Annotated in this window: 22 protein-coding genes and 1 pseudogene; 15 read left to right on the top strand and 8 right to left on the bottom strand. The window is 57.0% G+C overall.

Annotated features, from left to right (window positions below; genetic code table 11):
• The first annotated feature begins 134 nt into the window (after window positions 1-134).
• Window positions 135-380, top strand: coding sequence for a hypothetical protein (locus ACP7B3_RS23130; protein WP_426181027.1), 246 nt, complete (start codon window positions 135-137; stop codon window positions 378-380).
• A gap of 63 nt (window positions 381-443) precedes the next feature.
• Here ACP7B3_RS23130 and ACP7B3_RS23125 read toward each other — a convergent pair whose 3' ends face one another.
• Window positions 444-1,103, bottom strand: coding sequence for a hypothetical protein (locus ACP7B3_RS23125; RefSeq protein WP_426181025.1), 660 nt, complete (start codon window positions 1,101-1,103; stop codon window positions 444-446).
• A gap of 128 nt (window positions 1,104-1,231) precedes the next feature.
• Window positions 1,232-1,942, bottom strand: coding sequence for an SOS response-associated peptidase (locus ACP7B3_RS23120; RefSeq protein WP_426181023.1), 711 nt, complete (start codon window positions 1,940-1,942; stop codon window positions 1,232-1,234).
• Window positions 1,943-2,041: 99 nt separating this feature from the next.
• On the opposite strand from ACP7B3_RS23120, the gene ACP7B3_RS23115 reads away from it, so the two are divergent.
• From ACP7B3_RS23115 to ACP7B3_RS23080, 8 genes are all read left to right on the top strand, one after another.
• Window positions 2,042-2,473, top strand: a complete 432-nt coding sequence (locus ACP7B3_RS23115; protein ID WP_426181021.1) for a LexA family protein — start codon at window positions 2,042-2,044, stop codon at window positions 2,471-2,473.
• Window positions 2,460-3,740, top strand: coding sequence for a translesion error-prone DNA polymerase V subunit UmuC (gene umuC / locus ACP7B3_RS23110; protein ID WP_426181019.1), 1,281 nt, complete (start codon window positions 2,460-2,462; stop codon window positions 3,738-3,740). The genes ACP7B3_RS23115 and umuC overlap by 14 nt, the downstream gene beginning before the upstream one ends.
• 363 nt (window positions 3,741-4,103) lie before the next feature.
• Entirely contained in the window at window positions 4,104-6,542 is a 2,439-nt protein-coding gene (locus ACP7B3_RS23105) for a TerB N-terminal domain-containing protein (protein ID WP_426181017.1), read from the top strand.
• On the top strand, window positions 6,539-7,834 hold the full coding sequence (locus ACP7B3_RS23100) for an ATP-binding protein (protein WP_426181015.1): 1,296 nt from the start codon (window positions 6,539-6,541) through the stop codon (window positions 7,832-7,834). Before ACP7B3_RS23105 ends, ACP7B3_RS23100 begins: the two co-directional genes overlap by 4 nt.
• A complete protein-coding gene (locus ACP7B3_RS23095) occupies window positions 7,809-10,097 on the top strand; it encodes a DEAD/DEAH box helicase (RefSeq protein ID WP_426181013.1) in 2,289 nt (762 codons plus the stop codon). Before ACP7B3_RS23100 ends, ACP7B3_RS23095 begins: the two co-directional genes overlap by 26 nt.
• 351 nt (window positions 10,098-10,448) lie before the next feature.
• Window positions 10,449-10,952, top strand: a complete 504-nt coding sequence (locus tag ACP7B3_RS23090; protein WP_426181011.1) for a hypothetical protein — start codon at window positions 10,449-10,451, stop codon at window positions 10,950-10,952.
• Between the two features lie 58 nt (window positions 10,953-11,010).
• Window positions 11,011-11,409, top strand: coding sequence for a hypothetical protein (locus tag ACP7B3_RS23085; protein ID WP_426181009.1), 399 nt, complete (start codon window positions 11,011-11,013; stop codon window positions 11,407-11,409).
• 253 nt (window positions 11,410-11,662) lie between these two features.
• Window positions 11,663-12,415: an SIR2 family NAD-dependent protein deacylase gene (locus tag ACP7B3_RS23080; RefSeq protein ID WP_426181007.1), complete on the top strand. Its 753-nt coding sequence runs from the start codon at window positions 11,663-11,665 to the stop codon at window positions 12,413-12,415.
• 99 nt (window positions 12,416-12,514) lie between these two features.
• Here the strand turns inward: ACP7B3_RS23080 and ACP7B3_RS23075 are convergent, their stop codons facing one another.
• The 4 genes from ACP7B3_RS23075 to ACP7B3_RS23060 all read right to left on the bottom strand — a co-directional run bounded on the left by ACP7B3_RS23075 (window position 12,515) and on the right by ACP7B3_RS23060 (window position 15,248).
• Window positions 12,515-13,162, bottom strand: coding sequence for a hypothetical protein (locus tag ACP7B3_RS23075; RefSeq protein WP_426181005.1), 648 nt, complete (start codon window positions 13,160-13,162; stop codon window positions 12,515-12,517).
• A gap of 730 nt (window positions 13,163-13,892) precedes the next feature.
• Entirely contained in the window at window positions 13,893-14,273 is a 381-nt protein-coding gene (locus ACP7B3_RS23070) for a hypothetical protein (RefSeq protein ID WP_426181003.1), read from the bottom strand.
• 90 nt (window positions 14,274-14,363) lie between these two features.
• Window positions 14,364-14,810: a hypothetical protein gene (locus ACP7B3_RS23065; protein WP_426181001.1), complete on the bottom strand. Its 447-nt coding sequence runs from the start codon at window positions 14,808-14,810 to the stop codon at window positions 14,364-14,366.
• Window positions 14,811-14,852: 42 nt separating this feature from the next.
• Window positions 14,853-15,248 carry a DUF6957 family protein gene (locus ACP7B3_RS23060; protein WP_426180999.1) on the bottom strand — a complete coding sequence of 132 codons (396 nt, stop codon included), beginning with the start codon at window positions 15,246-15,248 and terminating at the stop codon, window positions 14,853-14,855.
• 164 nt (window positions 15,249-15,412) lie between these two features.
• Here ACP7B3_RS23060 and ACP7B3_RS23055 point away from each other — a divergent pair, with 164 nt between their 5' ends.
• From ACP7B3_RS23055 to ACP7B3_RS23030, 6 genes and pseudogenes are all read left to right on the top strand, one after another.
• Window positions 15,413-15,874 (top strand): helix-turn-helix domain-containing protein, encoded by a 462-nt coding sequence (locus tag ACP7B3_RS23055; protein WP_426180997.1) that lies wholly within the window; start codon window positions 15,413-15,415, stop codon window positions 15,872-15,874.
• Window positions 15,875-16,502: 628 nt separating this feature from the next.
• Window positions 16,503-17,393: pseudogene (locus ACP7B3_RS23050) on the top strand (GntP family permease); the annotation flags it as partial.
• 7 nt (window positions 17,394-17,400) lie between these two features.
• A complete protein-coding gene (locus tag ACP7B3_RS23045; protein WP_369303402.1) occupies window positions 17,401-18,174 on the top strand; it encodes a 3-hydroxybutyrate dehydrogenase in 774 nt (257 codons plus the stop codon).
• A 99-nt stretch (window positions 18,175-18,273) separates the two neighbouring features.
• The gene (locus tag ACP7B3_RS23040) at window positions 18,274-20,229 is read left to right on the top strand and encodes an acetoacetate--CoA ligase (protein WP_426180994.1); all 1,956 of its coding nucleotides are present in this window, start codon (window positions 18,274-18,276) and stop codon (window positions 20,227-20,229) included.
• Window positions 20,230-20,369: 140 nt separating this feature from the next.
• Window positions 20,370-22,907 (top strand): PAS domain-containing sensor histidine kinase, encoded by a 2,538-nt coding sequence (locus ACP7B3_RS23035; RefSeq protein WP_145165752.1) that lies wholly within the window; start codon window positions 20,370-20,372, stop codon window positions 22,905-22,907.
• A gap of 50 nt (window positions 22,908-22,957) precedes the next feature.
• Window positions 22,958-23,233: a peptidylprolyl isomerase gene (locus ACP7B3_RS23030; protein WP_003174397.1), complete on the top strand. Its 276-nt coding sequence runs from the start codon at window positions 22,958-22,960 to the stop codon at window positions 23,231-23,233.
• 35 nt (window positions 23,234-23,268) lie between these two features.
• On the opposite strand, the gene ACP7B3_RS23025 is transcribed toward ACP7B3_RS23030, so the two are convergent.
• Together ACP7B3_RS23025 and ACP7B3_RS23020 are read right to left on the bottom strand one after the other, a co-directional pair.
• Window positions 23,269-24,174, bottom strand: a complete 906-nt coding sequence (locus ACP7B3_RS23025) for a sugar kinase (protein WP_426180992.1) — start codon at window positions 24,172-24,174, stop codon at window positions 23,269-23,271.
• Window positions 24,175-24,302: 128 nt separating this feature from the next.
• On the bottom strand, window positions 24,303-25,511 hold the full coding sequence (locus ACP7B3_RS23020) for an amino acid deaminase (RefSeq protein ID WP_145165754.1): 1,209 nt from the start codon (window positions 25,509-25,511) through the stop codon (window positions 24,303-24,305).
• Between the last annotated feature and the right edge of the window lie 2 nt (window positions 25,512-25,513).

The following is a 25,513-nucleotide window of genomic DNA, read 5'->3' as shown; positions in this document are numbered from 1 at the left end:
CACGTGCAGCAGTTCGTCAATGAAGCGCGCAAGTCTCTCCGGCATGCGAGCCTCTTTGTTTTGGCCAGTCCATTAGCCAAACACTCTTGGAGTGAGCTGCACGATTTACCTGCTGACCAGCCGAGAGTAGACGCATGAGTATTTTAAACGGTTTGGGCTTGTTCAATCTGCCGCCACTTATCCGTGATCACGCCATGACGCATTTGGGGCGGCTGATAATTGCGGCAGATGCACAGACCTTGGATCGTGAGCAAGTGAGCGCTGATGGCTTCGTCGAAGGCCTGGCCGCCGCGCGTGCCGTCACACCAGCGTCGATTGAGGCACTATATTTGGCGATTGAGCACATTGCAGCGGATCGTCTGAAGGAGCTGGGTCAGTGATCGCAGACGCGATACATTCGGACACGTTGAAAGCGCTGGTCTCCGCCCTGCTCTCTGCCTGCATCAACTCGGCGGAGTTGTCGACGAACAGCCCGTCACTTGTGGGTAAATCTGGCAAACTAGCATAATTTTGTTATTGGGCTCAAAGCCATGATCAATCATGCAACGCTGCACTTGTGCTGTGCGTCCGATGCTTGCGACATCTAGATTTGACCCTAGTGGTTTTGCATAGCCGCACGCATACATCACCGGCCGGGCTTCGCTGTCATTGGCTACCTTGAATGAAAAATGGCGTGACGCTCCCGCTTTACGCCATGAGACCTGCATACGTTCATCCCGGCCTGAATTAGGCTTGATAGGGTGAAATGCTTCGTCTTCGACAAACGGTAACGCTTCGAGCTGGGACAAGCTGAGCGGACTGCCCTGCCTTTCTTCAACGCAGGCCGGCATATTCTTCATTATGTCGCAGTATTCAAAGCCGTCTTTTCGAATAAAACCGAGACGCTGCATGCACTGAAAGTGGATTATTTGTTCGTTTATTGGGAAATGGTTTTGTGGCCCTGCTACAGGGTCGCCACATTCTGCCATTGCGGCTTTAACGCCCTCTACGGTGGTAGAAGCGCGTTTCCATTGGGTGAAAGACGCCGGTGGCGGGCACCCAGTGAGTAAAAGTACAGATGAAATCAGGACTGGGATGGTTATGATCTGAGACTTGCTGAACATATTTTTCCTTAATTTATGTCAGGCCACACGAATGATGCCCATGTCCTAGGGTCACCAACTGAGTTGAAAGGCTTAACAGCGTCGCAGCTGTCTCCCATCAACATCACGACATGTACGGCGCCCGCTAATCATTCTTCGACGTCTGACGCCCCTGCGAGCGGCTTAACTAATTCTGGGCCTTGATTACTAACGTTACCCACTGCCTTGCTTACCTTATACCAATGAAAATGAGTAGCAGGCCGACAGTGTTCCATCGCGATTTCCAGCGCACGTTCAGGTGAAGTATCTGAGGCGATCCATTCGCGGGCGTGCTCAGGGGCCAGAACCAGCGGTTTGCGATCATGGATATCAACCATCCCTTCATCACTGGCGGCAGTGATGATGACAAAGCCATCACGAGGGTCTAGCTCCAGGCTCTGGTGAACCTCAGCTAAACCAGCGAAGAACATCGGAGCCTGCTCTTTCAGGGTTATGAAGTAAGGCTGCTTTTTCTTTGGATCAGCCGGATCTTTGACCCACTCAAACCACCCATTTGCCGGTGCGAGGACGCGACCGTTTGGCCAGAGCTGACTGAAGAACTTCCCAGTCATGACTGTTTCAACCCTGGCATTTATTGGGTCAGGACGCTTTCCTTTCGCCCAAAATGGCGACCATCCCCACCTCACCTTATCAATGCTCAGCTTTTCGTCTAGAGGCCGAATAATTTCCACCCGAGTCGAGGGTGCGACGTTGTATCGCTCTACTGGCCAAAGATCGTAGCCGTTGATCACCAACTGCTCTGGTGCGAGCTCCTTCAGGTAGTGATCCATTGATTCGTAGATCGAGTAGCGTCCGCACATGCTGTCACCCGTCGAATAGTGATGCTTATGACATTGACCGCAAGCGAAGCAAATCGTTAACTGTATATACGTACAGTTTACCACTTTAAGGCTTGCATCATGAGCGTCACCATCCTCGGCCCACTCGCTACTGACGGTAAGAAGCTGCCCCTTTATTCGTCCAGGGTACCGGCAGGCTTCCCGTCCCCTGCGGCTGATCACATCGAAAAGCACATCTCCCTTGATGAGCTGTTTGATATTCGAGCCCCGCACGTGTACCTGGTGAGGATCGACGGAGACAGTATGCAGGGCGCCGGCATCTTTTCAGGAGATCTGGTGGTTGTTGATCGAAGCGTAGATCCGGTCAGTGGGGATATTGTCATCGCAGCTCTCAACTCTGAGCCATTCTGCAAGCGCCTGCAGCTGCGCGACAACGCCGTGATCCTCCTGTCTGAAAATCCAAAATATCCAGCAAGGCATGTAATGGAAGGCGACGAACTTGTGATCTGGGGAGTGGTGAAATACAGCGTGCGCGATCATGACAACACGTGAGCCCGTCTTTGCCCTGATTGACTGCAACTCGTTTTATGCGAGCTGCGAGCGAGTGTTCAGACCCGACCTGGCAAAAACGCCCATTGTGGTTTTGTCCAACAACGACGGCTGTGTGATTGCACGCAGCTACGACGCCAAACCGTTTGTGAAGATGGGGCAGCCGTACTTCCAGATCAAAGACCATCTAAGCCGGCATGGGATCGTGGCCTTCAGCAGTAATTACGCTTTATACGGCGACATGAGCGAACGCGTCATGACGATCATCGAATCGCTGGTGCCTGCGCTTGAGGTCTACAGCATTGACGAGGCGTTTGCCGATCTGACCGGCGTCCCAGGCGATCTGTCTGCATTCGGACGGCACATGCGATCCACGCTTCTAAAACACACTGGCATTCCTGTCGGTGTAGGCATCGCACGCACCAAGACGCTGGCCAAGCTCGCCAACCATACTGCCAAAAGGCTGCTGGACATCACCGGTGGTGTAGTGGATCTGTGCGATCCTTTCAAACGGGACTGGACGCTGCGCAACACCGATGTCGGCGAGGTCTGGGGCATCGGCAGGCGCATGAAGGCACACTTGGAAACGATGGGCATCAAGACCGCCATGGACTTGGCGAAAGCCGATCCGTGGATGCTTCGCCAGAAATTCAGTGTGGTGATCGAGAAAACCGCTCGCGAGCTCGCCGGCACCTCCTGTCTGGAACTGGGTGAAGCTGACCCACCCAAGCAAGAGATTTGCTGTAGCCGGATGTTCGGCACCCGGCTCACGCAGATCGAGCCGATCAAGGAGGCCGTCGCCACCTACACCCAGCGCGCGGCGGAAAAGCTCAGAGCCCAAAACTCGCTGTGCAAGAAGATTCGCGTGAGCATTCGAACCGGCATGTTCAATCCCGAGGACGCGAAATATGCTAATGGCGCACTCGTCGAACTACCCTACCCGACAAACGATGTTCGACTCATGACCAAGGCTGCTACCGAAGCGGTAAATCGCCTCTTTCGACCGGGCTTCAAGTACAGCAAAGCAGAGGTTCTGCTGATGGATCTCCTCCAGCCTGGCGAGTTCACCGACGATCTGTTCGCTCAGTCTCAGCCTACGATGGCAGACAAAGTGATGAGCGTTTTGGACGAGATCAATGGTCGCTGGGGAAAGGGAATGCTGCGGGTTGCTAGTGTCCCGGTGGCGCCAGGTTGGGCGATGCGCCGGTGGCTGATGAGTCAGAGTTACACGACCAAGCTGGATCAGTTGTGGACGGTCAAGGCTAGGTAGCAGGCTGGCATAAGCTTACGCTGATGTGCACAGCGGGATATCGTGACCGCTGCTTACAGTTATGAGCAGCCGTTGCGAGCAGCCCCGAGAACGGAAACAGTCAGCTGCAAATTGAAACATTGCTCGTTGGAGAAGCTAGTCGGGATATCAGCTCGGAAAGCTTCGAGCTAAACCCAATGAGATGAAAAGGTCTTGGTGGATCTCGGACTAGCAGTCTTTGCCCCATCAAGAGAGGCAGAAAACGCCCGTCGCCCAAGGAATTCAACCTCCGCCGGCGCGATCTGACAGCGTATGCCACGCTTGGCGCCAATCGAAAAAATGCAGATACTGCCAATAAGCCAGCCGAACCTCATGGAGTACTTGATGGCACGGAAGCAAAAAAGCAGCCTTGGCATGTCGACCGTCGTGACCTTGATACTGATATTGGTCGTGGCCATCTCAGCTGCTCCATCTTATCTGCGGCTTACAGTTGCATTTTTGGTCGGAATCGCTGGCGTCATTTGGCTGATCAAGAAGTCTTCGGCAGAGTCACCGCAGCACCCTCCTCGGCTGAAAACGAATATCCTTGCCGACTCAATAGGTCAGACCGCCTCCTTGTCAAATCACGAGCAAAAATCTGAAATCAGCCTTGATGTGATCAGTGGAGACCTCGCTGGATCAGATTTCCATACGATTAGGGTGAGCACGCCTGAACAGCAGTTCACGATTCCTAAGCCTAAAAATCTATCCCCAAAAGCGCGTTGGATTGGAAAAGATGAAACCATCAATGTCGGTGGTCAGGCTCTGACGGTTCGCATGGTCTACTTTGCTGAGAAAACAGATCGCACATTCAACCATGAGCCCTCGCTGATTGACGGGCGACTGCCCGTGCAAATTACGCACGTGGATCTTACTGAAAAGCTCACCGGCTACTGGCCGAGTTACAGCGGAATTTCTCCTGCAGCACGACGTGGGTACCTGCAATGGCTGTCCGAGGGCCGCTGTGCACCCAGTGTGGATATAGGGTATGTCTTCATCTTCTTTTACGGTCTCGAGCGTCGGGTAATCGTTGATTCAATTACAGATGAGGCCGCGCGCTCGGAATTGCCGACCATCGCTGATGAGATTGGGCGTCTCAAAAACCTCTACGGTGACAACTCATCGTTTCGAAACTACGCGTCGAATCTGCTCAACCACATACAAATCATGGATGTGGAACCGCAGATGTACTTGAATGCACCGCCTCGATTTGAGTCGAATGGCTTTGAACTGCCGATTGCGCTGCGACTGGCATTAGGCCAAATGGCTCTGGACAAACATCCCTTGAACGCGGCGTGGGCAATGGCATGGGTACATTCAGACACTAACATTAGCCGCCGCACTGCCGTGAGCAGATGCGCGGATCAGTTTGCTTCACTGTTCGCGGCCCAATATTCCGCCCGCTATCCGAACGGCCTTGTGCTTACCCAAAATAAGACTCTGCTCAAGATCGCCTATCGTTCTGCCTCTTCCCGCTTAAGCGCTCCCGAAATTGCGTTGGGTGATATACCGGATGTTTCCGCTACGTCAGCAACGCGCAACAAGCTGCAGGCTATAGTGGATGAATGCACGATAGTGCTCGACCCATACAGCAGATACCTGGGTCGAAACCCTGAAGGAGCTTCAAATCTGGAGGGTATTCTGCAACTGCCGGTTGCCCTATGGCCGGCAGCGGCGAAGGATGTAATCGCTGAACTGCAACTCCAAGTCGGTGATGAGCAGTTGGTGATGACTTTCGGGGAACTGGCAGGGCGCTTCGGGTCTACAGGAGCTTTGCCGCGTGGCACAATCGTAGCGTTGGCAAGAGCCCTCGAGTCCTTGAATATCGGTTTTGAGCCAGATGTACTATCCGGTAGCCGTACCCCCAAAAATTCGGACACGATCGTATTGTTCGCGACGGGTGACGATGATGGAAGCCTGCGGACAACTTCGGACTATCACGCTGCTGTGGTAACACTGGATTTGGCAAGCGCTGTTGCGGCCGTAGATGGTGAAAGCTCAAGCGATGAGATGACCCAGCTAGGGCGGCATATCGATTCCTGGAGTCATCTATGCGTATCTCATCGGAAACGGCTCAAAGCCCACCTGCAAATCCAAATTCTGCAGCCGCCTACACTGGCGAGTCTAAAGAAAAAGTTAAGCCCTCTGAATGCCGATGCCAAACGCACCATAGCTGAATTCCTCGTTCATCTCGCTCAAGCTGACGGACACGTTTCACCTCAGGAAGTCAGGCTGCTGGAACGTGTATATAAAACACTTGAGCTGGATCCACAGCTGCTTTACGGGGACTTACACGGCGCGGCCATCAACCCTCCTAGGGACTTGTCCTCTACGCCCGCACTTGGTGCCGAATCTAGTCCTGACCAGGCCGGTGATACGCCAGGCACTAATGACGCCTCCCGAGGCTTCAATTTGGACATGGACAAAATTGCGCAGCTTCAACGCGAAACGGCAGCGGTGTCAGCACTGCTGGCAGAGGTGTTCAATGATGAGTCTCCTGAACCACCTATCGTAGAAGTGAGTATCCGGGATCAGCCAACTGATCATGCGGCTACGGTACATGGGCTCGACACAGAACACTCAGCGTTTCTACGAATGATCGTGTCACGCCGAGAGTGGAGCCGCCAAGAGCTGGAAGATGTTGCCACTGATATGGAGCTCATGCTGGATGGCGCTCTCGAGCACATCAACGACATGGCGTTTGAACGGTTCGACATGCCAGTCTCCGAGGGGGATGACCCCATCGAGATCAACCCAGATATCCTGGAAGAATTAGCCTTATGAGCACGATACGCGCCAAAGATCGCGATGCGGTCATCCAGTCATTGCGAGCCGGTGTAGTCCCCCGTGCAGGCCAACATCTAATCCAGGTGGGTCGAGCGGGAGAGCTGGACGCTCTTCTGAAAGATATAGATCGACTAGCTGACGGAGGCTCCGCTTTTAGGGTCGTTGTAGGCGAATATGGTGCGGGGAAAACCTTTTTTCTCAACCTTGTCAGAGGCATTGCGATGGAGCGAAAGCTGGTCACAATGCATGCCGATTTGAATCCCGACCGCAGGCTTCATGCATCCGGAGGACAAGCACGATCCCTGTATGCAGAGCTCGCTAAAAACATGTCCACTCGGACGAAACCTGACGGTGGCGCGCTGCAAGGTATTGTTGAGAAATTCATTTCTCAAGCCAAATCTGAAGCCAAAACTCGAGGTGTCGAGAGCGAAGGCGTTATTCGCGAATTTCTGGCCGAGCTCACTGAGATGGTAAACGGCTACGATTTCGCCGACGTAATTGCCAAATACTGCCAAGGGTTTGAACAAGGCAACGAGCAGCTGAAGGCAGATGCCATTCGATGGCTACGAGGAGAATTTACTACCAGAACAGATGCTCGTTCGGCGCTTGGTGTCCGAACCATTATTGATGACGCATCGGTCTACGATCAGCTGAAGTTGCTGTCGCGATTCGTCCGGCTTGCAGGGTTTGGCGGCCTCATGATTTGCCTGGACGAGCTAGTGAACCTGTACAAGCTTGCGAACACCCAGGCACGCAACGCCAACTACGAGCAGATCTTGCGGATTTTGAATGATTCCTTACAAGGCTCGACTGAGGGTCTAGGTTTCGTGCTTGGCGGTACGCCAGAGTTTTTGATGGATACGCGTCGCGGGCTCTACAGTTACCCCGCCTTGCAGTCACGGCTTGCTGAAAACACGTTTGCCAAATCTGGATTGATCGACCTTTCCGGGCCCGTAATCCGCCTAAGCAGCCTGACTCCGGAAGACTTCTACGTACTGCTTCAAAAGCTGCGCACCGTTTATGCTTACGGCGACCCGGACAAGTATTTGATGCCGGATGAGGCAATTCCTGCCTTCATGTCGCACTGCAACCAACGATTGGGGGAAGCCTACTTCCGGACGCCACGTACGACTATTACGGCGTTCATCAACTTGCTCGCCGTACTGGAGCAGAACCCTGGCGCGGACTGGCGTAAATTAGTAGGCGCTGTCCAGATTGCTCAGGACGACGGCGCCATGCAGGATCTAAGCATCGAGGCAGACGATGAGCTCACCAGTTTCAAACTCTGAATCCTCGTCTTTCGAGCGCCTGCATCCAGAAGTCCAACAGTGGGTTTGGGCCCAAGGATGGACAGCATTGCGGGACGCCCAAGAATGGGCGATTTCCGCGCTGGTCGATGCTGACCGTGATGTGATCATCGCGGCCTCAACAGCTGCGGGTAAAACTGAGGCTGCGTTCCTGCCCATCCTCACGAACCTGATGAATCACCCCGCCCCTGCAGGTGCTGTCCTCTATATCAGCCCACTAAAGGCACTCATCAACGATCAGTGGGACAGACTGAGTCGACTGTGTGAACAACTGGATCTCCCTGTTGTGGCGTGGCACGGCGATGTGTCAGCAAGCAAAAAACACAAGTTTCTCAAGTCTCCCAGCGGCGTCCTGCTGATTACACCTGAGTCTCTGGAAGCATTGTTCGTAAACAGGGGCTCGAGTTTGGCCGGGCTGTTCCAGAACCTGCGTTACATCGTAGTTGACGAGCTGCATGCTTTCATTGGCAGCGAGCGTGGTAAGCAGCTCCAGTCATTGATGCAGCGTGTAGAGCTTGTAGCGGGGAGAACCCTACCGAGGGTCGGTTTGTCCGCCACGCTGGGAGACATGTCGCTAGCGAGTGAGTTTCTCAGGCCTGGGCACCCTCAACGGGTTCAGGTGGTTGAATCGAAATCATCTGGCCAGAATCTTCAGGTGCAAGTGCGCGGTTACATGATGCCGCCCATGCAAAAGCTCCGTCAGGTAGAACTACCAACCGCCGACAGCGACCAAGACATAGATGGAGACGAAGAGGAAGACAAATCTGGCTCCAGGCATGCCATCGCGGCGCACATGTACAAAGTGCTGCGCGGCAGTAACAACCTGATATTCCCCAACAGCCGGCAAGAGGTGGAGTGGTACGCGGATCGGTTGCGGCGGCTCTGTGAGATCAGCGGGATACCCAATGAGTTTCTTCCCCATCACGGTAGCCTCTCGAAAGATCTGCGAGAAGACACGGAGCGCGCGCTCAAGGCCGGTACACCTCCAGCATCCGCTGTATGCACCACGACCTTGGAGCTAGGGATAGATATCGGCAACATCAAGACTGTCGTCCAGATAGGCTCTCCACCATCAGTCGCAAGCCTTCGCCAACGTCTAGGTCGGTCAGGTCGCCGGAACGGTGAACCTGCTACGCTGCGGGCCTACTGTCAGGAACGTGAGCTTACAGATCAATCGTTGTTATCAGACCTACTTCGCCAGAACCTCGTCCAAACCATCGCGATGATCAGGCTGCTTATTGGTAACTGGTTCGAGCCACCAAGAGCAGAGGGTTTGCACGCCTCTACTCTGGTGCAACAGATTCTGTCAGTGATCGCACAGGAAGGAGGCGCCAGCGCGGCGCAGCTATGGGGTGGTCTCGTCGAAAGCGGGACATTCAAAAGCATTTCCAAGCCCGACTTCTTTGCTCTACTGAAGGGACTCGGCGAGAAGAAACTGATCGTGCAGGACAGCTCAGGTCACCTGCTGCCAGGAGAAGTCGGCGAACGATTAATTAACCATTACGAATTCTATAGCGCCTTCACAAGCGATGAAGAGTTCAGGCTTATCCGCGAGGGCAAGCCGCTTGGGTCAATACCTGTCAGTCGGCCTCTGATGAAGGGTCAGCGAATCATCTTTGGTGGCCGGCGTTGGCGGGTACTGGATGTAGATATTGAAAAAAAGGTGATCGTCGTAAAAGCCGCTCGGGGCGGTCAGCCCCCCCAATTCGACGGGCTCGGTGCGATGGTGCACGATCATGTCCGCGAGGAAATGAGGGCTGTGCTTACCGAGGACACCCCCTGTCCCTTCATTGATAGCAAGGCGCAGGAACTACTCACCGAAGCCCGTAAATCCTTCAGATCTCTCGGGCTGGTAGATGAATTTACCTACGGGTCTGACTCGAAAACTCATCTACTGACCTGGCGTGGTGACCAAACCAATGACGCTCTGGTACTCATGTTCAATCATGTAGGACTGTCTTGCGAGAGCTCGGGCCTTGCGTTATCGCTCGGAGGCTCACAAAAAAGTGTCGCTGATGCCCTCGCAAGGATAGCGGAACTGGATCCCGACGATATTGAGGCATTACTGGATGGAGTCGAGAATCTCATAAAGGAGAAGTGGGACTGGGCTCTCCCTCGCTCCCTGCTCATGAAATCCTATGCGTCATCTCAGTTGAATTTCAAAGGTGCGGTAGAGTTTGCAAGGTTGTTTACTACTCGATGGCTGCACGGTGGAAACGCTTTCGAAAGCACTACCGTCCATTAGCACTGAGTTCACGTAGCCGAGGTCGTATCCGCACTTCAATCCATATTCGTGGTGTGACGGGAGCCGTGACTTTAGGGCCAAAGTGTTGAGGCTCGAAAAGAATGGCTGCGGTAGAAATTTCGTCGTTGGAGAAATAGGCCTCGTGAGCGCATCCGTAAGCAACGAGCAGTAGCACCGACTCCCTTATTGACCCACTGGCGAGCCCTCAGTAGCATGCTGACCAAGCGAGTACCTGAATCGCGCGGTCGGCACGCAAAGACTTTGTCACAGGCGAAACACCCTCTCTTTTTTCACGCATTCGACAGTCGTCATTGCGGGCAGCCGACACCGCCATCGACCGGAGTTTGCGCAATGATAGTTCCTGTTTTCCCATCTGATCTCGAACATAACTCTGGTTTAAAGAAGGTCGCTCGCTTCCTCTTCAAATCATGGCCAGGGGTGGAACCGATCATACATACTCAGTCCTTGGCTATTCTTGCCAGAGGACTCGGCTATCAAAGTTATCACCACCTCACGAAATCAGCCCCGACTTGGACTGAAGCACGTCCTGATATTGATATCCACTCGATCGAATGGAACCTGTCTCGCGTACTAAGCGAAGAGTTTCAAGCGCCTGGAAAGCCTGGCGTCACCATCAATCTTGGCAATCTCCTTGCCTACATCCAAACCATTCCTCTGCATCACCTGACGGTCTTCAAGCGCTTTCCCGAACTGTTGGAGGGGAGGCATTCCTTCCCGCTTCTGCCATACGACAAACAGTCTCCGTTCGGGAGGTTTCAACATAGCCCAGTTGTTCCCCATGAGGCCGACTGGAGGATTTCCGACGACGATGACAGTGAGCGGTTCAAACCATGATGCCCGATGCTCCCTCAACATCAAGAAAACACGGCCAAATTCGACAGTCGGGAACATCATGAGCCAGCAGACCCATACCTTATCTGAACTCGAAATCACAGAATTCAGAGAGCGGTATCCCAACCTGTTTTCAGATCCGGCAGTTGACGAAATCTACTGTGACCCCGGGTGGAAAGAGATACTGATTGCCCTATGTGACACGATTCAGGATCACCTGAAAAGACGCCCGGAAGTCACCCCCTTAACGGTCGGGCAGATTAAATCTAAATTCGGAGAACTCCATTTTTATTATGACGGCGGGGATGACTACTGCAGGGGCGCAGTAGACGTAGCGATCCAGCTTTCGCTGAAGACGTGCACAGTCTGCGGAGCACCAGGTAAACAGGTCGGCGGTAGGTGGGTTAGCACCCTGTGCTCAACCCATGACGGAAGCAATTATCAAAATTCGAAAGTGTGAACTGATGGGTCTCACTAGCAGCTTAGTGAACCCTGAACCACTTTACGAAAGGTGATGCGAGCTCATAATGCAACGCAAGCGGAGCACGCAGGCCACCGGCCGTAGGCGTGAGGATGGAAGCCCACCGGGCCGAGCCACGTAGTGGCTCGGTTTACGACAGCCGTCCGCAAAGCGGCACGCCCAATGTCCAAAAACCGTATGACGCCCTGGCTAACAAATCGAGCCTCGGAAAAGTAAATTGAGGAAGGTAGTTATGCCCATTACCAAAATTGCAGAGCACCTTCGGGTAGCCAGACACGTCGTAGTTTTTACCGGCGCCGGCGCATCGGCAGAAAGTGGTATTCCGACCTTCAGAGATACCCTAACCGGCCTATGGGAAAACTTCGATACCTCGAAGCTAGCGACAGCGGAAGCGTTCCGTGCAGATCCAAGTCTGTGCTGGGGCTGGTACGAATGGCGTAGACGCAAAGTCATCCAGGCCCAACCTAACGGCGTGCACAATGCAATCGCACTGCTCGCCAGTCACGTGCCCAAACTGACGATCATCACTCAGAATGTTGACGATCTTCACGAGCGCGCAGGAAGTCCAGTAGTGACTCATCTCCATGGCAGTCTGCACTCGCCCAGGTGCATCGACTGCGGCTCCGCACACGAAGCCCCTCTCCCCTCTGAACCATTACCAGAAGCCGGAATTCGCATCGAACCACCGCGATGCACGAGCTGCAACGGGTACGTGAGACCAGGTGTTGTTTGGTTTGGCGAAATGCTTCCAGATGAAGCCTGGACGGACGCATTAGCGGCCGCGAAAGACTGTGATCTCTTCCTATCGATCGGCACATCCGGGATTGTTTACCCAGCCGCTGAATTACCATTCGCCGCTTTAGCGAACGGTGCGACGGTCGTACACATTAACTCATTGCGCTTTGCAATCAGCAGTCAGGAGTTCTTCATACAAGGCACCGCAACGAGCAGCATGAAGTCCTTGGTTGAAGAGGCGTTTCTTTAAGAGTATGCGTCGTAGCTACCAGAGCAAAACAAGGGCGCGTTGGCAACATCGGTTCTAGCCAGGAAATCGCCCTTGTTCATGGCTCATGCGGTCGGCTAATCACCCCTCTACAAACTCACCGCCGCTCCGCAGAAAACGCAGTCCAGCCCTCCCCGCTTTAGGAAACTTGACCCAGGCAAAACAGCGGATAGCTTCCTCGCTCTCATGATACTCACCGTCCGCATAAGCCCGATCATCCACTACCTGGACTGTGCCAAAACCTGATACTTCCCAACTATCAGAAGCCCCCCAAAGCGGCTCGCTAAACGATTTGCCCTCATCCAGCTCGACCGAAAATGGCTCAGCCCCTGTCGCGCGATGTACCGCAGCGATGACACTTTCATCCGAAAGAATCACATGCCGAAGCTCTTGTTGAACGTAGGCATCGAGAAACTCTGGCAGATCTGAAAACACACCGTCGCGACAGTTGGCGATAGCGTCGATGAAGTCCTGAACAATGAAGGCCTGCAACACCTCGAGGTCAGTCAGCCGAGAGACACCGCCTTTGTAATCGAGAACGATGACCTCAGCATCAGCCAGATGATATTTCAGATCCTCCCTGCTCTCTTCAACCACAAGCGCGGCGTATGTTTTGTAGCCCAGAAACGCAGCAATAACTTCCAACGCGATACCGTGCTGGACTTTGATGCCTTTCGCAGCGAGGGATGTTTTGGCTGCAAATGCAGCTGCCTTGACGAAGTCTGTCATCTGAAAATTCCGGAATGTGTCGCTGTGCTGGGCGTTTTTTCGTTAGCGAATAACCGGGAAATCCGGATGCCGATAGCAGAATATTGAGGCGGGTGGGACGTTCTCTTTTCGAGCCGACCAGAGCTTCGGCGGAGAGCCGAGGCCGATCGTATCGGAGGGGTTGATGCCGGACAAGACCTTAAATGAACGATGAAAACCAGATTCTAAGACTGCTCGTGGCACAAGGCGCACACGTCTCCGTGGATGCTGTGTCACTCGGTCGCTGATTGGCGCTTGGCGGTGCCCTGATTGCCCTGACCAAACTGGTGTGCAAGCGTCGATAAGTGGGAAATGTGTCGCCCCTGTCTCTTCTGCGGCGACAAGGTCTATTTTCTCGTGTACTCCGAAATGGCAAATCAGGCTCCGTCAGAAGCCAGCAGCGCCCCTTAGCTGCGGGCTATGATCAAGTGGCGGCATGGTCGCTGCGGGGGCAAAACAAGGGCGCGTCAGCCGAGCGTCTAAGCCTGGATTCGGCGTCAAGTGACGCCCTTGCCCTCGGCTGCCATATCTGAAGAAGACCAGAGCCGATATGGCTCAATCTACACCCCCATGCCCAGGGCAAGCGGAGCGCGCAGGCCGCTAGGCCGTAGACGTGAGGATGGAAGCCCTCAGGGCCGAGACCGTCTGGGCTCGGTTTACGACAGTCGCCCGCATAGCGGCACGCCCTCACCCTCCCCGCACCATCAAATGATCACTGCAGCACTCGTGGAGTGATGTGCAGTCCTGCACGAAGACGCAAATACGAACGCAGACTCGCACGACCATTCCCCCGCTGAAACGTGGCGAGCACGTAGCGCGAATGCTCAGTCGTCATCACCCAAAACCTCCCCTCGCGCTCGACTTTCAACACGTCAGAAGTCCGAATCAAATAACCATCCTCGAACCGACCATACTGATCCTTCCGAGTATGACCGAAGACCACGCCGATACCAGCGCATGACCTTATGGAAACCCCGCAGAGGTAAGCCGTAACCGGTTCGTCAAAACCTTGCTCTTGGGCTCTCATGATGCGAACAAGATCAAAATTGGTGTGGCGTTTGCCGTGAAAATTTACATCAACTGTGTTCAGCATCACTACGCTCCGCTGGCAGCCCGCCTGGCGTTATCAGGAATTGCGCACGGAACCAGACACTCTGATACCGTGCAAGAATCTTGGTAAATTTCATGCTGATCGAATCATGGTTTCGAGAAAAACCGGTCGGCGGTTTTTTAGTGACTCGATTTGAAAACCTGGGCGATGTGAGCTGTGGTACACAGAGCCACCGCCTACTTCTATCAGGCACACATCACAGTCATGCTCATCATTGCCAACAGTGACTTTGACCACGCGATCCATACCCCATCCATCACAGTGGTTCATCCATGGCGGTGTCACTACCTGGACATCGGTGACTCTGATTTCCTCATCCTGAGCGATCAGAATCTGCTGCAGTTGATGCTCGTTATCGATCATGAAGGCGGCTTCAGATATCCGACCCTCTTGCCCGGCTTGAACAGTCAGGTGGTACCAGTGTTTACGGAGCACTCTGGATACCTGACGCCATTGGTACTGCCCGTCCCCGAACATCCCCGGTATGCCTATCATGTCGGTCTCGTTTGTTTTGAACATCGTGTGTCCCTATGTCTCGCGGAGCTCTTACAGGAGCGAAGATTAGAAAAAGGAGAAGATGGTCTTAAGGCTCGCAGTTTGCTCATGCCCCGGCCCCATCAGGACGTAAATCGTGTTCTTGGTCTCGAACATAACGCCTTCATCAAACGTGACGCACATGCTGGAACGTACCCAATCACCCGGCTGAAAGCGCCCTCGGCTGTCCTCGATCACCTTGTGGGCAAACATGAATAGGGGGAGGTGATCAGCAGCATGAACACGGGTGAGCTCGTCGGGAGTGAGGTCGGCACGGAAGATCGTCCACTGTTCGACTAAGCAGTACGGCTTGAATGGAAACAGCCTCGTAGCCAACTCAGCAGCTTCTAGACTCGAGGGCGTACTGTTTTGAAGCACTAGCCTCATCCCTTCTAGAAGCTCGTTTTCAGTCGGATTCGCCATGGACAGCTCACCCTCATTTTAGTAATGCATGAATTGACAAGGACTCGCTTGAAAGCGAAGCGTAGAGCTGAACAACAACCTAAAATCAACATGCATATCACTATATATATTTGAGTGTTTATACGCAAACACGGCATACCGTCTCCTTTTGATGAGGCGATAAAATGTCATTGCGTCGCCCTTTTGCGGCCGTGCTGCAACTGCTTCGCAAATCCAAGGATTTGCATCAGCTATCGATATCTGGAGAAGTTGCGCAGCCGTACGTCAGCTTGTTGGAAGCTTCAAAAGCTAATGCGACAGTGGATGTCACCAAAGCGTTGGCAGACGCTTTAGGTGTAAATTCTGCAACCTTCTTTGGGCTAGTGATTGCTGCCAGTCAGCAAGAAACCCCACGAAGCGTCATGCTCGCAGCCATCGCAGAAATGGAGGAGCTGGGACTTGCAGATTTAGTTTTGCCCGCGAAGCCGAGAAAGCTGGAGGCGCCGAACGTGACCGAGAGCAGGCTTAGAAAGCAGCAGGTTCAGAAATTAAAAGTCCAGGGCTACAGCCGTGCTGCGGTTGCGCGAGAGCTGGGGTGCACGTGGACAACCGTCAATCGACTATGGGGTGAGAAGCCTGACAATTGATGGACTTCGAATCTTTAGACGATCGACATGGTGCGAGGATGGACTTTTGGGCGGATCAGCACGATTGAATGCTGTCTTTTGATCGAGTTAGGCGCCCAGTTGTATGGCCGTTCATCACCCAAATGCCTTCAACAGCTGATTCAGGCACGACCGACGGCCAAAGTTTAGAAAATATGGACGTAAAGGCGTGCGGTTGCGGTAGGTGTAGTGGGCGAGCGCCTGCTCATGAACGGCCGTCCTCCACTAGATCTGCAAAAAATGTCGTACGTCATCGTCCGTTTCTGACATCAAATTTGGGGCGAATCTAGAAAAATACGTGCCCCTATACAATGCAAATGTAAACGTGAAAATCCAGTAAAACCGGGCGTTTTCGCCTTTTCTCGATTGGTCGATGTGCCGTAAAGCGCTGTCATTTGCGTCAGCAGGTTTACATCAAGAGCAAAAAAAATTGAAAAAGTGGCTTGTTTACATTTACACCAAAATGGATTTCGATGCGTAGGTCAGAGAGAAGAAATAACTCGGATAAAACCCATAGATACAGGCTTTTTCGTGGGTAATCGGACGTTTAGAGCGACGTAAATCTAGTCAAAAGCCTTGTTTACATTACTTCATGGAAAAAACTAATGCGCCCAGCACCTTCTTCAACACCACCGCCTGGGCCGCGCCGTGGCTGGGCCTGATCGGCACGGTGTTCGTGTTCTGCACCGGCATGCTCTACCTGGCGCGCCAGCGCAACAAGGCCCAGCGTGCCGGCGAAGGCTATGGCACCGAGCTGCGCAACGAGCCGGAAACCGCCGACAACCTGGCGCTGCCCAACCCGTGGATCGCGCTGTCGCCGCTGCTGCTGGTGGGCGTGATGAACTTGCTGTTCACCCACTGGATCCCGCAGTGGTACGGCAAGACCCACAGCCTCAGCCTGCCGGGCATGAGCGCGCCGGTGACCACTGAGATCGCCAAGCTCACCGCGATCTGGGCGGTGCAGGCGGCGTTGCTGGTGGGCATCGTCATGGTGTTGGTGTTCGGTTGGTCGGCGATCAAAAGCAAGCTCGCCGAAGGCAGCAAAAGCGCGGTCAGCGGCGCGCTGCTGGCGGCGATGAACACCGCGTCGGAATACGGTTTTGGTGCGGTGATCGCCTCGTTGCCGGGCTTTCTGGTGCTGGCGGACTGGCTCAAGGGCATCCCCAACCCGCTGGTCAACGAGGCGATCACCGTAACCCTGCTGGCCGGCATCACCGGTTCTGCGTCCGGGGGCATGAGCATCGCCCTGGCGGCGATGTCCGAGAGCTTTATTTCGGCGGCCCATGCGGCCAATATCCCCCTTGAAGTGCTGCACCGGGTCGCGGCCATGGCCAGCGGCGGCATGGACACCCTGCCGCACAACGGCGCGGTGATCACGTTGCTGGCGGTGACCGGGCTGACTCACCGCGAAGCCTACAAAGACATTTTCGGCATCACGATTATCAAGACCCTTGCGGTGTTCGTGGTGATCGGTACTTTCTACGCCACCGGCATTGTGTGAGGTTTTCATGACGACATTGAACGGCAAGACCGCCCTGGTTACCGGCTCCACCAGCGGCATCGGCTTGGGCATTGCGCTGAGCCTGGCAGAGGCCGGCGCCAACCTGATCCTCAACGGTTTTGGCGACGCCAGCGCGGTGATCGCTCAGGTGCAGGCATTTGGCGGCAAGGTCGGCCATCACCCGGCGGACGTCAGCGACCCGGCGCAGATCGCCGACATGATCGCCTACGCCGAGCGTGAATTCGGCGGCGTGGACATTCTGGTCAATAACGCCGGCATTCAGCATGTGTCGGCGGTGGAAGACTTCCCGGTCGAGCGTTGGGACTCGATTATCGCGATCAACCTGTCGTCGGTGTTCCACAGCACCCGCTTGAGCTTGCCGGGCATGAAAGCCAAGGGTTGGGGGCGCATCGTCAACATTGCCTCGGTGCATGGCCTGGTCGGCTCAGTGGGCAAGGCGGCCTATGTGGCGGCCAAGCACGGCGTGATCGGCCTGACCAAGGTGGTGGGCCTGGAGACCGCCACCAGCAACGTCACCTGCAACGCCATCTGCCCGGGCTGGGTGCTGACACCGTTGGTGCAACAGCAGATTGATGACCGCGCAGCCAAAGGCGTAGACCCACAGCAGGCGCAGCACGACTTGCTCGCGGAGAAACAGCCATCGCTGGCGTTTGTGACGCCGCCGCAGCTGGGTGAGTTGGTGCTGTTTTTGTGCAGTGAGGCGGGTGCGCAGGTGCGCGGTGCCGCGTGGAATATCGATGGCGGCTGGCTGGCCCAATAAAACAGACACTGAAGATCGAACGTGGGAGCTGGCAAGCCAGCTCCCACAGTTTCGACCTGTGTTGGCTGCAAGATTTGTACAAGAACAAGAGACTTCCTCATGTCCGAAATCCTCTGGCAACCCTCCCCCGAACGCATCCGCAACACGCGGATGGACCAGTTCCGGCGCTTCATCAACCAGCGCCACAGCCTGCAGCTGGCCGACTACCCCGCCCTGCACCAGTGGAGCATCGACCAGCGTGCCGACTTCTGGCAGGCCATCGTCGCGTTCTTCGACGTGCAGTTTCGCAGCCCGCCCACCGCGGCGCTGATCGAAGGCACTCAGATGCCCAGCGCCCAGTGGTTTCCCGGCGCCACCCTGAACTTTGCCCAACACCTGCTGCGCCGTCGCGACGATCACCCGGCGGTGGTCGCGATCAGCGAGGACGGCCAACGCGAACAGCTGACCTACGCCGAATTGGCCGAGCACGTTGCCGGCCTGCAACACAGCCTGCGCGCAGCCGGTGTCGGCGTGGGCGACCGCGTGGCCGCGTGCATGCCCAACACCTGGCAAACCCTGGTGGGCATGCTCGCCACCACCAGCCTCGGCGCGATCTGGTCTTGCTCATCGCCGGACTTCGGCACCCAGGGCGTGATCGACCGTTTTGGCCAGATCGAACCCAAGGTGCTGATCACCTGCGCGGGTTATCGCTACGCCGGCAAGGGCATCGACCAAACGGCCAAACTGAATGAGATCCTCGCGCGCCTGCCGTCCCTCGAACAGTTGATTATCGTGCCTTACGCGCGGCCTCAAGCGCGCGTCGCGGACTATCAGACCCAGGCCAGAGTCGCGCTGTGGGACGACTTCTACACACCCGGCGGCGAGCCTGAATTTGTCGCGGTGCCGTTCGCTCACCCGCTGTACATCCTCTATTCCAGCGGCACCACCGGCGTGCCCAAATGCATCATCCACGGCACCGGCGGTGTGCTGCTCACCCACCTCAAGGAACACGGCCTGCACGCCGACCTGTCGCGCGAGGATTGCCTGTTCTACTACACCACCTGCGGCTGGATGATGTGGAACTGGCTGGTGTCGGTGCTGGCCCTCGGCGCCACGGCGGTGCTGTACGACGGCTCGCCATTTCACCCCGGACCGGAACGCTTGATCGACCTGATCGACGCCGAAAAAATCAGCGTGTTTGGCACCAGCCCCAAATTCCTCGCCACCCTGGAAAAAGCCGGGCTGCAGCCGCGCCTGAGCCACGATCTGGGCAGCCTCAAAGGCCTGATCTCGACGGGCTCGCCGCTGTCGCCGCAGAGCTACGACTACGTGTACCGCCAGATCAAGGCCGAGCTGTGCCTGTCGTCGATGTCCGGCGGCACCGATATCGTCTCCTGCTTTGTGATCGGCAACCCGGTGCTGCCGGTGCGTCGCGGGCAGATGCAGTGCAAGAGCCTGGCGATGGCCATCGAAGTGTGGAACGAGCAGGGCAAAGCGGTGATCGGCGAAAAAGGCGAACTGGTGTGCACCCGGCACTTTCCGGCCATGCCGATTGGCCTGTGGAATGACCCGCAGCAGCACAAACTGCGCACCTCGTACTTCAGCCAGTTTCCCGGCGTGTGGGCCCAGGGCGACTACGCCGAGCAATGCCCGACTGGCAGCTGGCTGATTCACGGTCGCTCCGACGCGGTGCTCAACCCCGGTGGCGTGCGCATTGGCACGGCGGAAATTTATCGGCAGGTGGAAAAAGTCCCGCAGGTGCTGGAAAGCCTGGCCATCGGCCAACGCTGGCAGGATGACGTGCGCGTGGTGCTGTTTGTGCGCCTGACTGACGGTATCGAGCTGGATGAGGCCCTGGAGCAGCAGATTCGCCAGGTGATTCGCGCCAACACCACACCGCGTCACGTGCCGGCGAAGATCCTCGCCGTCACCGATATTCCGCGCACCATCAGCGGCAAGATTGTCGAGTTGGCGGTGCGCAATGTGGTGCACGGTGAGCCGGTGAAGAACACCGACGCCCTGGCGAATCCGCAAGCGCTGGAGCAGTTTCGCCAGCGCCCTGAGCTGGCCGAATGATGAAAGGTTTCAGCGCAAAAGCACTCAATTGAAGACAAAGCCCCAATGCATGCTATTTTTCGAGGGGTAGTCAGCCGCTCCCGTCTCGCGGGATAATCGGCTTTTGTTGTACTTCAAAGTGTCAGGTGTAGGGCTTTTTCATGAATGGAACATCCACCGGTAGCGAAGCCGCTGCATTGATTGCGCGGCTGGACTGGGCGCAAAGCCCCCTCGGTGAGGCCAACGACTGGCCGCAAAGTCTACGCACTGCGGTCGACATCGTGGTCCACTCACCGATGCCAATGCTGCTGTTGTGGGGCCCTCTGCTCACGCAGCTTTACAACGACGGCTTTGCGCGGCTTGCGGGCAACAAGCACCCCGGCGCGTTGGGCCAGCCGGCGCATGAGACCTGGCCGGAGTTGGCCGGCTTCACCGCGCCAGTCTACGACGCCGTGCTGAGCGGCCAGGTGCGCACGTTCAGCGAGCAACGCTTTGTACTGCAACGCAACCACCGCGATACCGAGATCTGGCTCGACCTGACCTACAGCCCGGTCCGCGATGAAAGCGGGACCGTCGCCGGTATCCTGGTCACCGCCATCGAAACCAACGAACGGCGCAGCAAAGCCCTCGAGCTGCAGCAGCGCTCCGAAGACAGCCTCAAGGCCCAGCACAGCACCGAGCAACGCCTGCAACTGGCGCTGGCGGCAACCGATGCGGTCGGCACCTGGGACTGGGACATCGGCGAAGACCGCTTTATCGCCGATGCCCATTTCGCCTACCTGCACGGCGTCGACCCGAGTGACGCCGGCCTGCTGCCCATCAGCGACTACCTGCAAGGCGTACACCCCGAAGACCGCGGCACGGTGGCGCGCAGCATCAAGCATTGCATCACCTTCGGCACCGAGTACGCCGAGGAATACCGCCTGCTGCAAGCCGACGGCCAGGTGCGCTGGGTGTTCGCGCGCGGGCGCTGTTACAAGGATCATCAAGGCCGCCCGGCACGCTTTTTAGGCGCAGCACTGGACCTGACCGAACGCAAACACACCGAGCAGGCCCTGCGTCAAAGCCAGACCGAGCTGCAGTTGATCATCAACGCCATGCCGGTGCTGATCGGTTACGTCGACCACGAACAGCGTTTTCGCCTGAACAATAGCGCCTACCTCGACTGGTACGGCATGACGCCCCAGGAGTTGTACGGCAAGAGCATCCGCGAAGTGCTCGGCGATGAGGTGTATGCCGGGCGCGAAGACAAGATCGAGGCCGCGCTCAAGGGCAAGGCGTGCAGCTTCATGACTGTGACGCCCCACCACGACGGCCGGCCGCGCCATGCACTGATGAAGTACTTGCCGCGCTTTAGCAATGACGGCTCGGTGAATGGCTTTTACATCTTCGTGATCGACGAGACCGAACGCAAACTCACCGAAGAAGCCCTGCGCCACCTCAACGAGAACCTTGAAGAACGCGTGGCCCAGCGCACCCAGGCGCTGGCCGAGGCCAACCAGCGCCTGCAAAACGAGATGTTCGAACGCGAGCGCGCCGAGGATGCGCTGCGCCATGCGCAGAAGATGGAAGCGGTAGGTCAACTGACCGGCGGCATCGCCCATGACTTCAACAACATGCTCACCGGGATTATCGGCAGCCTGGACCTGATGCAGCGCTATATCGCCGCCGGGCGCAGCGATGAGATCGGCCGGTTTACCGACGCGGCGGTCTCCTCCGCTCACCGTGCGGCCGCCCTCACCCACCGGCTGCTGGCGTTCTCCCGGCGCCAGTCGCTCGACCGCCGCCCGCTGGACCCGAACACGCTGGTGGCGTCGCTGGAAGACTTGTTCCGCCGCACCAAAGGCGCGCATATCTCACTCAAGGTGCAGCTGGGCAAGGACATCTGGCCGGTGAATACCGATGCCAGCCAGTTGGAAAACGCCCTGCTTAACCTGGTAATCAACGCGCGCGACGCTATGCCCGACGGCGGCGAACTGGTGATTGAAACCGCCAACAGCTACCTGGACGGCACCGACATCACCACCCTCGAACCGGTCAAGGCCGGCGACTACGTGATGCTCGGCGTAAGTGACAACGGCAGCGGCATGGCGCCGAAAATTCTGGCCAAGGCCTTCGACCCGTTCTTCACCACCAAGCCTATCGGCCAGGGCACCGGCCTGGGGCTGTCGATGATCTACGGGTTCGCCCAGCAATCGGGGGGCCACGTGACCATTCAAAGCGAACCCGGCCAGGGCACCTGCGTGCGCCTGTACCTGCCGCGCCTGTATGGCACTGCGCTGGAAAGCAACCTGCCGCAGCACCTGAGTGAAGCGCCGCTGGCACTGGCCGGTGAAGCGGTGGTCGTCGTCGAGGATGACCCCGCGGTGCGCATGCTGGTGGTCAATGTGCTGGCTGAACTGGGCTACACCGCCCACCAGGCGGCGGATTCACGCACGGCGCTGCCGCTGCTGGAGTCGGATTTGCGCGTGGACCTGCTGGTGACCGACGTCGGCCTGCCGGGCATGAACGGCCGCCAACTGGCAGAAATCGCCCGCCAGCACCGGCCCGGCCTGCGCGTGTTGTTCATGACCGGTTACGCCGAAAAAGCCGCCGAGCGCCAGGGCTTCCTGGAGGACGGCATGGACATGGTGGCCAAGCCGTTCTCGGTTGAGCTGCTGGCAACCAAAATCCGCAGCATGATCAGCGTCGATGAATGAGTTCAGGCATAATCACGCGCCCTTACGTTTGACCGTTGCCAGGTAACAACATGAAAGCCCAAGCCCGTCACATCCTGGTGAAGACCAGTGAAGAAGCCGAACAGCTCAAGCAGCGCATCGCCAAGGGCGAAGCGTTTGATGTGCTGGCCAAGAAATACTCGACCTGCCCGTCCGGCAAGCGCGGCGGTGATTTGGGTGAAGTGCGGCCAGGGCAGATGGTCGGGGCGATTGACGCGGTGATTTTCAAGAAGCCGGTGAAGGTGGTTCATGGGCCGATCAAGAGCAAGTTTGGCTATCACCTGGTGCAGGTGTTTTACCGCGACTAAGGGGTTGGCTCAGGACCGCTATCGCAGGCGGCCATTCACCGCGCAATCAAAGCCCCTGGCACCTGAATCACCCGGCTGGCCAACCGATGCCCAGCCAAGGCCGCCTCCTCTGGCGACTGACCTTTCAACCGGCTGGCCAGATACGCTGCACTGAACGAATCCCCCGCCGCCGTCGTGTCCACCACCTTCTCGACCTTCAACGCCGGCACGGCAACGCGCTCGCCCGCACAACGGATCAAACAGTCATCCGCGCCGCGCTTGAGCACCACCTCTGCAATCGTCGGGTACGCCGCAAACACCTGCTCGCTGTCGGCGTACCCAAACAACGCACGCTCGTCGTCCTCGGTCAGCAAGGCAATATCCACCTCGGCCAACACGGCGTGATACGCCGCGCGCGCCGCCTCGACGCTGGCCCACAAACGCGGCCTGTAGTTGTTGTCGAAGACTACCTTGCCACCGCGCTTGCGCGTTTCGATCAAGGTTTGCAGTAACCGCGTACGCCCGATTTCTCCCAGTACTGCCAGGGTAATACCGCTGAAATACACCACGTCATAACCCGGCAAAGCCGCCAGGATCGGCTCGGCGGCCGGTGTGGTGAAGCAGTCACGCACGGCGGCTTCGTTGCGCCAGTAGAGGAATTTGCGTTCGCCGTTGGCGTCCGTCTGAATGCAGTACAACCCCGGCAACCGCCCGGGCAGGCGTTGCACCATGCCCAGGCCCAGGCCTTCTTCGGCCCACTGCGTGCACATGGCGTCGCTGAAGCTGTCATCGCCCAGGGCGGTGACGTAGTCAACCGTGCCGATGTCGCCCAGCTCGCGGCGCAGGTACACCGCTGCATTCAGGGTGTCGCCGCCGAAGCTTTGTTGAAGGCTGCCATCGGCGCGGTGTTGGAGTTCGATCATGCATTCGCCGATCAGGGCGATGCGCGGTTGTGGGTTCATGCCTTGGTCTCTCGCTGTTCTGGAGGGCCTCTTCGCGGGCAAGCCCGCTCCCACATTCGACCGCATTCCTTCAGTTGAAATGCAATCAAATGTGGGAGCGCGCTTGCCCGCGATAGGCGCGACGCGGTCTAGAAGCAGGTGTGCAGCGACTCGATCACCTGCAACTGCTCATCCACCAGGCAGCCCACTTGCCACTTGTCGAAGGTCAGGCAAGGGTGCGAGGTGCCAAACGAAATGATGTCGCCGATGCGCAACTCTACCCCCGGCGCCACGGTCATGAACGCATGCTGGTCCATCACCGCCGTCACGATGCAGGCGGTGACGTCATCGCCTTCGGCCGGCACAATTCCAGCCCGGTAGCGCTTGAGCGGCACCGGCAAACCGGCGTCGTAGGCCACATCGCGCTTGCCCAGGGCGATCACCGCAAAGCCTGGCTCGGGCATCGATTGCACGTGCGCCCAGACTTCCAGCGCCGGGCGCAGGCCTTCATTGAGGTCGCTGCGACGGTCGAGCACGCAGCATTGCGCTTGCTTGTAGATACCGTGGTCGTGGGCCACGTAACTGCCCGGGCGCAACACGCTTAAGAAACGCCCCGCGGCGTTTTGGGTTTCGAAGGACTCGGCGATCAGGTCGTACCAGGCCGAACCCGAGGCGGTAATGATCGGTTTGGGCAGGTCGAAAGAGCCGTTGTTTTGCAGGTCGACCGCCAAGCGCACAAGGCTGGCGGCGAAATCGCGGATGCCGCTGATGGCGTGCTCGCCATGGATCACGCCTTCGTAGCCTTCAATGCCAGTGAGGGCCAGCGCCGGTTGGGCCTTGATCGCCTTGGCCAGTTCGCGCACTTCCTGCTCGCTGCGGCAGCCGCAACGGCCGCCGACCACGCCATACTCGATCATCACGTTCAAACGCAGGCCACGCGCGGCGAAAAACAGCCCCAGGTCGGCGACGTTGTCCGGGTGATCGACCATGCAATGGAAGTCGAAGTCTTTGTCGGCCAGCAGATCAGCAATCAACGCCATGTTCGGCGCGCCGACCAATTGGTTGGCCATCAACACGCGACGCACGCCCCCGGCATAGGCAGCGCGGGTCTGCACCGCATTGGCCAGGGTGATGCCCCAGGCGCCCGCCTCGATCTGGCGCTGAAACAACGCCGGCATCATGCTGGTTTTGCCGTGGGGCGCGAGTTCTGCGCCGCTGTTGCTGACGAAGTCCTGCATCCAGCGAATGTTGTGTTCCAGGGCGTCGCGGTGCAGCACCAGGGCCGGCAGGCTGACGTCGCGGACCAGGTGGGCGCCAACGGCGGCGGCGCCTTTTTCAACGGCGTTGAGGGCAGTCATAA

This window comes from Pseudomonas sp. TWRC1-2 (assembly GCF_049896685.1).
Taxonomy (GTDB): domain Bacteria; phylum Pseudomonadota; class Gammaproteobacteria; order Pseudomonadales; family Pseudomonadaceae; genus Aquipseudomonas.
The sequence above is the reverse complement of the archived record's forward strand: the minus strand, read 5'-3'. Positions and strand labels throughout refer to the sequence as shown.

Bases quoted from the DNA above. Each gene is read 5' to 3' on its own strand.
- ACP7B3_RS23130 (WP_426181027.1), top strand. From the start codon at position 135: ATGAGTATTTTAAACGGTTTGGGCTTGTTCAATCTGCCGCCACTTATC.
- ACP7B3_RS23125 (WP_426181025.1), bottom strand. From the start codon at position 1,103: ATGTTCAGCAAGTCTCAGATCATAACCATCCCAGTCCTGATTTCATCT.
- ACP7B3_RS23120 (WP_426181023.1), bottom strand. From the start codon at position 1,942: ATGTGCGGACGCTACTCGATCTACGAATCAATGGATCACTACCTGAAG.
- ACP7B3_RS23115 (WP_426181021.1), top strand. From the start codon at position 2,042: ATGAGCGTCACCATCCTCGGCCCACTCGCTACTGACGGTAAGAAGCTG.
- umuC (WP_426181019.1), top strand. From the start codon at position 2,460: ATGACAACACGTGAGCCCGTCTTTGCCCTGATTGACTGCAACTCGTTT.
- ACP7B3_RS23105 (WP_426181017.1), top strand. From the start codon at position 4,104: ATGGCACGGAAGCAAAAAAGCAGCCTTGGCATGTCGACCGTCGTGACC.
- ACP7B3_RS23100 (WP_426181015.1), top strand. From the start codon at position 6,539: ATGAGCACGATACGCGCCAAAGATCGCGATGCGGTCATCCAGTCATTG.
- ACP7B3_RS23095 (WP_426181013.1), top strand. From the start codon at position 7,809: ATGAGCTCACCAGTTTCAAACTCTGAATCCTCGTCTTTCGAGCGCCTG.
- ACP7B3_RS23090 (WP_426181011.1), top strand. From the start codon at position 10,449: ATGATAGTTCCTGTTTTCCCATCTGATCTCGAACATAACTCTGGTTTA.
- ACP7B3_RS23085 (WP_426181009.1), top strand. From the start codon at position 11,011: ATGAGCCAGCAGACCCATACCTTATCTGAACTCGAAATCACAGAATTC.
- ACP7B3_RS23080 (WP_426181007.1), top strand. From the start codon at position 11,663: ATGCCCATTACCAAAATTGCAGAGCACCTTCGGGTAGCCAGACACGTC.
- ACP7B3_RS23075 (WP_426181005.1), bottom strand. From the start codon at position 13,162: ATGACAGACTTCGTCAAGGCAGCTGCATTTGCAGCCAAAACATCCCTC.
- ACP7B3_RS23070 (WP_426181003.1), bottom strand. From the start codon at position 14,273: ATGCTGAACACAGTTGATGTAAATTTTCACGGCAAACGCCACACCAAT.
- ACP7B3_RS23065 (WP_426181001.1), bottom strand. From the start codon at position 14,810: ATGTTCAAAACAAACGAGACCGACATGATAGGCATACCGGGGATGTTC.
- ACP7B3_RS23060 (WP_426180999.1), bottom strand. From the start codon at position 15,248: ATGGCGAATCCGACTGAAAACGAGCTTCTAGAAGGGATGAGGCTAGTG.
- ACP7B3_RS23055 (WP_426180997.1), top strand. From the start codon at position 15,413: ATGTCATTGCGTCGCCCTTTTGCGGCCGTGCTGCAACTGCTTCGCAAA.
- ACP7B3_RS23045 (WP_369303402.1), top strand. From the start codon at position 17,401: ATGACGACATTGAACGGCAAGACCGCCCTGGTTACCGGCTCCACCAGC.
- ACP7B3_RS23040 (WP_426180994.1), top strand. From the start codon at position 18,274: ATGTCCGAAATCCTCTGGCAACCCTCCCCCGAACGCATCCGCAACACG.
- ACP7B3_RS23035 (WP_145165752.1), top strand. From the start codon at position 20,370: ATGAATGGAACATCCACCGGTAGCGAAGCCGCTGCATTGATTGCGCGG.
- ACP7B3_RS23030 (WP_003174397.1), top strand. From the start codon at position 22,958: ATGAAAGCCCAAGCCCGTCACATCCTGGTGAAGACCAGTGAAGAAGCC.
- ACP7B3_RS23025 (WP_426180992.1), bottom strand. From the start codon at position 24,174: ATGAACCCACAACCGCGCATCGCCCTGATCGGCGAATGCATGATCGAA.
- ACP7B3_RS23020 (WP_145165754.1), bottom strand. From the start codon at position 25,511: ATGACTGCCCTCAACGCCGTTGAAAAAGGCGCCGCCGCCGTTGGCGCC.